The sequence below is a fragment of the Paraconexibacter sp. genome, from assembly GCF_041602235.1.
Lineage (GTDB): Bacteria > Actinomycetota > Thermoleophilia > Solirubrobacterales > Solirubrobacteraceae > Paraconexibacter.
In genome coordinates this window covers 1-3,705 of record NZ_JBFIGP010000338.1, presented here as the reverse complement: position 1 = coordinate 3,705, position 3,705 = coordinate 1, and the positions used below count along the sequence as shown (strand labels likewise).

Below are 3,705 nucleotides of genomic sequence, written 5' to 3'. Positions count from 1 at the left end.
CGCACGGTGCGCGAGGCGCCGCCCAGCACGCCCTTGGCGAGGCCGACCCCGACGTCCGCCGCCAGCTCGAGCTGGTAGCCGACGCCCTGGCCGCGACCGTCACCGCCGCCGTGACCGTTGGTCTCAGCCAGCTCGCCGCCGACCATCGGCCCGATGCCCTCCGGGGCCGGAGGGTCGCCGCCGGCGTCGCGCCACTGCGTCCACTGGGCCACGCTCGGCCAGGTCTCGCGCGCCGCCGTCGAGCCGACGACGAGCCCGAAGTGCCCGGCGCGCAGCCCCTTCTCGTACACCGACGCGCGCGGGGCGGCGCGTACGATCGCCCGGACCGATCGCGGCGGGGCGATCTCGTCGACCTCGCCGACGAAGCACAGGCAGGGACACGTGATGTCCGCCAAAGTGACGAGGCGCTCGTCGATGACGAACCCGCCCTGGAGCATCCGGTTGTGCACGACGAAGCCGCGCATCAGCTCCGCGATGGCCGGCCCCGACCAGGCGACGAAGCCCTCCCCGGCGAGGAACCGGCGCTGGCTCTCCCGGGGGAGCAGCGCTTCGCGGTCGTGCAGCGCGAGCACGAAGTCGATGCGCTGCCGCAGCGACTTCGCGGGGTCCAGCAGGCGGAAGCCGGTGCGACTGGCCCACGCCGGCAGCGCCGCGCGCCCGAGGACCTCGGCGAGCACGTTGGCCACGCCCGCGACGACCTCCTCGGGAACGCCGAAGGGCAGGACCCCTCGCGTGTCCACGGGGCTGCCGAAGGTGACGAGGGAGGCGAGGCCCTCGCTGCGCCGGTAGGCGGCGGCCTGGTAGCAGAACATCCCGCCCTGGCTGTAGCCGGACAGGTGGACGTCGCGTCCCGTCGCCGCGTGCACGCGGTCGACGGCGTCGCTGACCGCGAGCACGTGGTCGGTGAGGGTCCGCTGGAGACCGGCTTCCTCACGCTGCGGGTCGCCGAAGTCGACGACCCAGGGATCGACACCGGCCGCGTGGAGGTCGCGCACGGCGGACGCCTGCGGCGAGACGTCCCAGACCTCGGCCGACAGCATCATCGGGGGAACCAGCAGGATCGCGGGGCGGTCCTGGGGCGGGGACCCGAGGCGGCGCTCCCCGGCGGGGGCGAAGTACCGCCGCAGCCGGTACACGCGCTGCTCGGCGATCACCTCGAACGGCGCGTGCTCGTCGTCGGTCTCCAGCCCGCCGAACCGTGCGACTTCCAGGGCGTTCTGCGCCGCGGCGCCGATGCGCGCAGCCGGTCGAGTGATCGCCTTGGGTACCAGATCCACCGTGTGCTCGTTTCTCTCGCTGCGAGGATGCCCCGGTGTGCATCCTCGCACGACCGGAGGCCCAGCAGCAGCCCGATCACCCAGCTGTCGGGTCGATGAACCGGCGCGTCGTGTGTCGTAGTTCAGCGACCGCGGCGCGGCTCATCGGGACCACGGGCGCGGCGAGCGCCATCCGAGCCTCGTCGAGCGGTGAGGACGCGTCGCTCATGAACCGGGCGAACGAGCCGGGATCGGAGTGCTCCACGAGTCCACGGAACCAGCCGCCGGCGGCATCCGGCGCGTCCCGGAGGGCGCGGAGCAGCACCGCGTCCAGCGGAGCACGGCGCGACGATCCGAGCCCGGGTGGCGCCGGGCGGCCGGCGACCACCGCCTGCGCCAGGGCGGCCGCGTGGCGCTGGATCCGCGCCAGGGCGTAGCCCGAGGAGGGACGCAGCGCCCCGGCACCGGTCCCCGCGGTCCACACCCGGCGGCCGTGGCGGAGGGGAAACGGGACGGTGCTCATGGGCAGGCGGCCGCGCTCCTCGTGCACGACCCGCCAGCTGCCGGCCCCCTGTCGCTCCAGCCACGCCGCGAGCGCGTCGCGCCGCTCCTGCGCGGCGAGGTCGCCGGGGCCGAACGTGGTGTCCTCCAGGAGCGCCCGGGTCGGCGAGAAGGGCAGCAGGTACAGGAACCGCGCGAATCCCGGGGTGCGTGGGAGCGCGTCGAAGTCCATGAGGTCCACGATCCCCGGGTCGAACACCGGTCGCTCGGTCTCGACCTCCAGGCCCAGGAACGCCTGTGCCACCGCCGGGCGCCCGTCCAGCCCGCGTCCGCGGTCGTGACGCCGCAGCAGGGGGCTCGAGAGCGCGAGGGCGTCGATGACCAGGTCGGCCTCGAGGCCGCCGGCGTCGGTGCGGACCGTCCCGGCCCGCGCGTCGACGTCCAGGACGCGCTGCCCCAGACGCAGGCTCACGCCGCCGGCGGCCTGCAGTCGCGAGAGCGCGTGCCGGTGCACGTCGTCGGAGGACCAGCACGCGTACGGGATCGGTGAGCGCGCGTGCACGGCCACCCGGTCGTCGGCGCGGACGCGCCAGGCGTGCCAGCGGGTCCGGGCGACGCCCGCGATCGGCCAGGCACCGGTCTCCCACGCGCACCACGTGCGGTCGCGCGGGAACGTCTCGCGACGGTCCACGAGCACGATCTCGGGACGCCCGTCGCGGGCGAGCAGCTCCAGCGCCACGCTCAGCCCCGCGAGCCCGGCCCCGAGGATCGCGACGCGGCGCGGTGGGCGGCAGGAGGGCACGGGACCATCCTCCCACTCGCGGCCCGCCGGCCCACCGCGCTCCGTTCGCCGTTCGGGCGCTACCGTCCTGACCGTGCCCCGCCTGATCCCGCGCCTGCCGATCGTCCCCGACCCCCTGCGGCGGATCCGCGTCCCCAAGGACCTCGATGCCGTGACATCCGTCGGTGACGAGGTCGACCCGGCGGACGTCGGCATGACCCGCGACAACGTCGAGCGGATGTGGGGCGCCATCCGGGTGCTCTACCGGTCCGGTGTGCACCCCGCCGTGCAGCTCACGGTGCGGCGGGAAGGTCAGGTCGTGCTGGACCGCGCGATCGGGCACGCCAAGGGCAACGGCCCGGGATCCGAACCCGACACCGCGGCCGAGCCGGTCACGACGAGCACGCCGTTCGTCATCTACTCGACGTCCAAGGCGATCACGGCGATGGTCGCCCATCTGCTGGACCAGCGCCGCCAGATCCACCTGGGCGACCGCGTCTGCGAGTACGTCCCCGAGTTCGCGGCCCACGGCAAGGAGCACGTCACCATCGCGCACGTGCTGGCGCACCGCGCGGGCGTGCCGAACGTCCCGAGCTCGGTGCTCGACCTCGAGAACATCGACGACCACGATCTCGTCGTGCGCACCATGTGCGACCAGAAACCGCTCTCGCGCCCCGGCAAGGCGCTCGCGTACCACGCGATCTCCGGCGGGTTCATCATCGACGAGATCGTCCGCCGCGTGACGGGCAAGGACATCCGGACGGTCCTGGACGAGGACATCCTCGGACCGCTCGGGTTCCGCTTCTGCAACTTCGGCGTGGCGCCCGAGGACGTCCCGCTCGTCGGGCACTCCTACGCCACCGGCGCCCCGACGCTGCCGCCCATCTCGACGCTCCTGGAGCGCGCGCTGGGCAAGCACCCGGACGCGATCCCGGCGCTGTCCAACGATCCGCGGTTCCTCACCGGCATCGTGCCCGCCGGCAACGGGGTGGCGAGCGCCCACGAGCTCTCGCGGTTCTTCGAGCTGCTGCGCAGCGGCGGCACGATGGACGGCGTCGAGATCTTCGAGCCGCGCACGATCCGCCGGGCGGTCAGCGAGCAGAGCTACCGCGAGATCGACTTCACGCTCGGCTTCCCGACCCGCTACGGCCTCGGGTTCATGCTCGG

General features: G+C 74.1%; 2 protein-coding genes and 1 pseudogene. 1 reads left to right on the top strand and 2 read right to left on the bottom strand.

The window, feature by feature from the left end:
• Both ABYE80_RS18385 and ABYE80_RS18380 read right to left on the bottom strand, forming a co-directional pair.
• Positions 1–1,277 (bottom strand): annotated as a pseudogene (locus tag ABYE80_RS18385) (acyl-CoA synthetase); the annotation flags it as partial.
• A 76-nt stretch (positions 1,278–1,353) separates the two neighbouring features.
• Positions 1,354–2,559: a lycopene cyclase family protein gene (locus ABYE80_RS18380; RefSeq protein WP_372791754.1), complete on the bottom strand. Its 1,206-nt coding sequence runs from the start codon at positions 2,557–2,559 to the stop codon at positions 1,354–1,356.
• A 73-nt stretch (positions 2,560–2,632) separates the two neighbouring features.
• On the opposite strand from ABYE80_RS18380, the gene ABYE80_RS18375 reads away from it, so the two are divergent.
• On the top strand, positions 2,633–3,705 hold a 1,073-nt coding region (locus tag ABYE80_RS18375; RefSeq protein WP_372791753.1), incomplete at its 3' end, for a serine hydrolase domain-containing protein.